Below are 3,372 nucleotides of genomic sequence, written 5' to 3'. Positions count from 1 at the left end.
CCCTCACCGCCAGCGCCCTGTTTAACTATTTTCTGCGCCATACCGAGATTGTCAGCCGGGAAGATGTTCTGAAAAAAGTCTGGGATGACAATGGATTAACCTCATCCAACAGCAATCTGAATCAGTATCTCAGCATGCTGCGGAAGACCTTTCGCCATTACGGCGTCGATAACATCATCGTCACCGTCTCGCGCGGCTATTTGCAGCTTAATCCCGAGGTCATTATCGAAGCGCTGGACGACGCGCCGCCGGTTTCACCACAACAGACGCCTGCCGAACCGCCGCCCGTTACGACAACGCCAGACGCACCGCGCTCCGCACATGCTCGCGGGATGTGCTGGTACATGGCCGGAGCCTGCTTGCTCACCATTGCCCTGCTTCTGGTTGCCTTCAGTCTGGTCGGCATCAGTGAATCCCAGCCTATCGCGCTGACCCGCCTCAGCCATAGCCAGTGCGAACTGCTGGCCAGCGATGAAATGCGACGTTCGGTCAGTGAAGAGTCCTACGGCAAAAACTTCGATGAGGTACGCCAGCGGCTGAATATTGCCTGTAAACCCGGTGAACGTTTTCTTTTCTTCTACGGCGATCGGCTCGAAACCAACGGGCTGGGGCGCGTGTTCCTTGCCCACTGCGCCATGCATGAAGATAACCCGTTCAGCTATTGCGATAACTACTTTTACTACTCCTGGAAGCCGTAATGAGACTCGCGCCGCGTCCGTTCTTTGCCCTCTGCGTTCTGGTATTTATTGCCGCCGCCGCGTTTAGCGCCTGGCGGCTGCTGCCTGCCGACAACGCGGGTGTCATGAGCTGTTCCACTAAGGGCATCATGCGCTTTGAGAACATGGACAAAGAGAACGTTAACGGCAATATTCACTTCAATTTTGGCGCGCAGGGTAAAGGCTCGATGGTGGTCGAAGGTTACACCGACTCCGCCGCCGGCTGGCTCTACCTGCAACGCTACGTGAAGTTTACCTACAGCAGCAAACGCATCTCGGCCACCGAGCGTCATTACCGCATCAATCAGTGGGAATCGAGCGCCTCCTCGATTGATGAATCGCCGAACGTGATTTTCGACTACTTTATGCGCGAGATGTCCGACAGCCACGACGGGCTGTTTCTCAACGCTCAGAAGCTCAACGAAAAGGCTATCTTGCTCAGCTCTATCAATTCACCGCTGTGGATCTGCACGTTGAAATCCGGCAGTAAGCTGAACTAACCCGTCAATCAAAAAAGACCATCCCCTTGTAGGGGCGTTCGCGACAGGCGGCCAGCCGCTGCGCCAGATTCCCCACATGCAGCTCCAGCTTATGGCCGTCAGGGTCGAGAAAATAGTAAGACGCCCCTTCACTGCGGTTATCTTTCCATACCTCAGCCCCCGCCTGCGCCAGCAGAGCCACCACCCCGGCAAACTCTTCTTCCGCCACGCTGAAGGCGTAGTGGGTATAGTCGCTTTCCTGAGGGGGCGTTTTACGCCGCTGCTCATCCAGCGACAAGCACAGCCACAGCGCCCCACAGGAGAGATAGGCTCCGCTATCCCAGCTGGCGTGCAGGCGCATTCCAGGTAACTGCTGATAAAATGCCAGGCTTGACGCCAGATCGCTGACCGCCAGCGTCAGATGATTCAATCCCTGCAGCATGACTTTTCCTCCCGTTATCAAACCCTGTTGTAAACTGTGATCGGCGACGCATCCCCTCCCGGCCTCACCTCATCACCGGCTAAAAAGCGCATTTTTTGCGTTTAGCCTGCCATCGGAAACCTGCGCCTCGCCACACTAATCCCCGCTCTATGTTACCCCTTTTTTGAAATCATTTAGCAATCCAATAACATTTCATCCCCCCGGAAAAAGCGGGCTAAAAATCGCCTTATTGAAGACCAAATCAGCACCGACATTACACCGGGCAGCGTAGCGGAACGTTCATCAGAGAAAAAATGGAATCAATAAAGCCCTGCGCAGCGCGCAGGGTCAGCCTGAATACGCGTTTAATGACCAGCACAGTCGTGATGGCAAGGTCAGAATAGCGCTGAGGTCTGCCTCGTGAAGAAGGTGTTGCTGACTCATACCAGGCCTGAATAGCTTCATCATCCAGCCAGAAAGTTATGGAGCCACGGTTGATGAGGGCTTTATTGTAGGTGGGCCAGTTGGTGATTTTGAACTTTTGCTTTGCCACGGAACGGTCTGCGTTGTCGGGAAGATACGTGATCTGATCCTTCAACTCAGCAAAAGTTCGATTTATTCAACAAAACCAGTTACAGCCCTTCGGCGATGATTCTCGCCGCTGAAGCCAGCACATCGCGGCGGCTCTCTGCGTTCTGTTGCGGCTGGGTAAAATAGGTCACCAGAACCAGCGGCGCACGACCCTGCGGCCAGATCACCGCAATATCATTGGTGGTGCCGTAGTCGCCGCTGCCGGTCTTATCACCCACAGTCCACGACGTCGGTAAGCCGGCCCGAATGCTGGCTGCGCCGGTCGTATTGCCTTTGAGCCACGTCACCAACTGCGCCCGCTGGGTTTCGCCCAGCGCATGACCCAGCGTAAGCTGACGCAACGTCTGCGCCATCGCCCGCGGCGTGGTGGTGTCTCTCGGGTCGCCGGGAATGGCGGTATTCAGCGTAGGTTCAGTGCGATCCAGACGAAACGTCTCATCGCCGATCGCGCGGGCAAAAGCCGTCACGCCTCCCGGGCCACCGAGCTGGGCAATCAATTTGTTCATGGCGGTATTGTCGCTGTACTGCAACGCGGCCGCGCTCAGTTCTGCCAGCGTCATTGTGCCGTTGACGTGTTTTTCGGCAATCGGATTGTAGTTAACCAGATCGGCAGGCTTGATCTCGACAGGCTGATTAAGCAGCTGCTTTTGCGTTTCACTCTGCTTAAGCACCGCCGCGGCCGCCATAACTTTACTGGTACTGCACATTGGAAAGCGTTCATCACCGCGATAAAGCACCTGCGTATTATCTGCGGTATCGATGAGCGCGACGCCCAGCCGCCCTCCGCTGCTTTTCTCCAGCGCCGCCAGCTTTTGCTGCACCGCACTCGTCTGCGCATAAAGCGGCGCGCTGCCCAGCAGCAGCGGAATGCACGCCGCCGCCGCGAACATCATCCGTTGCACTCTCTTTGTCACCATCTCAAACTCCCAATACGGTCAATCCGTGTTACATCAGTATTCCCTAAATTCCACGTGTGTTTTTTATTAGCTTCAAAAATCACTATTTCACGAAGAATTTAGACTGCTTCTCACACATTGTAACATTATTTACAACCACCTTTCAATCATTTTTGATAAATCATTGATTTCATCTTTGCTGCAATGATACTTAATAAACTCTGCAAGTTATCCACAGAGCAACACTCAATTTTATTGATGATATTCTT

The 3,372-nt window shown here is 54.3% G+C and carries 4 protein-coding genes and 1 pseudogene; 2 read left to right on the top strand and 3 right to left on the bottom strand.

Features of this window, described 5'->3' with window-relative positions:
- The coding region (locus ACJHX4_RS26585) for a transcriptional regulator (RefSeq protein ID WP_064193769.1) at positions 1-698 on the top strand (698 nt) is incomplete at its 5' end.
- Complete coding sequence (locus tag ACJHX4_RS26580) at positions 698-1,216, top strand: FidL-like protein (protein WP_014839979.1); 519 nt, start codon at positions 698-700, stop codon at positions 1,214-1,216. The genes ACJHX4_RS26585 and ACJHX4_RS26580, both read left to right, overlap by 1 nt.
- A 4-nt stretch (positions 1,217-1,220) precedes the next feature.
- Here the strand turns inward: ACJHX4_RS26580 and ACJHX4_RS26575 are convergent, their stop codons facing one another.
- The 3 genes and pseudogenes from ACJHX4_RS26575 to ACJHX4_RS26565 form a co-directional block, all read right to left on the bottom strand.
- The gene (locus ACJHX4_RS26575; RefSeq protein WP_014839980.1) at positions 1,221-1,637 is read right to left on the bottom strand and encodes a fosfomycin resistance glutathione transferase FosA3; all 417 of its coding nucleotides are present in this window, start codon (positions 1,635-1,637) and stop codon (positions 1,221-1,223) included.
- Between the two features lie 259 nt (positions 1,638-1,896).
- Positions 1,897-2,214 (bottom strand): annotated as a pseudogene (locus ACJHX4_RS26570) (IS5/IS1182 family transposase); the annotation flags it as partial.
- Between the two features lie 34 nt (positions 2,215-2,248).
- Positions 2,249-3,124, bottom strand: coding sequence for an extended-spectrum class A beta-lactamase CTX-M-14 (locus ACJHX4_RS26565; RefSeq protein ID WP_001617865.1), 876 nt, complete (start codon positions 3,122-3,124; stop codon positions 2,249-2,251).
- Between the last annotated feature and the right edge of the window lie 248 nt (positions 3,125-3,372).

This window comes from Escherichia sp. WS2035 (genome assembly GCF_046487065.1).
Classification (GTDB): Bacteria; Pseudomonadota; Gammaproteobacteria; order Enterobacterales; family Enterobacteriaceae; genus Escherichia; species Escherichia coli.
The sequence above is the reverse complement of the archived record's forward strand: the minus strand, read 5'-3'. Positions and strand labels throughout refer to the sequence as shown.

What these genes read in the sequence shown, in the direction of transcription:
- ACJHX4_RS26580 (WP_014839979.1), top strand. Translation starts at nt 698, where the DNA reads ATGAGACTCGCGCCGCGTCCGTTCTTTGCCCTCTGCGTTCTGGTATTT.
- ACJHX4_RS26565 (WP_001617865.1), bottom strand. Translation starts at nt 3,124, where the DNA reads ATGGTGACAAAGAGAGTGCAACGGATGATGTTCGCGGCGGCGGCGTGC.
- ACJHX4_RS26575 (WP_014839980.1), bottom strand. Translation starts at nt 1,637, where the DNA reads ATGCTGCAGGGATTGAATCATCTGACGCTGGCGGTCAGCGATCTGGCG.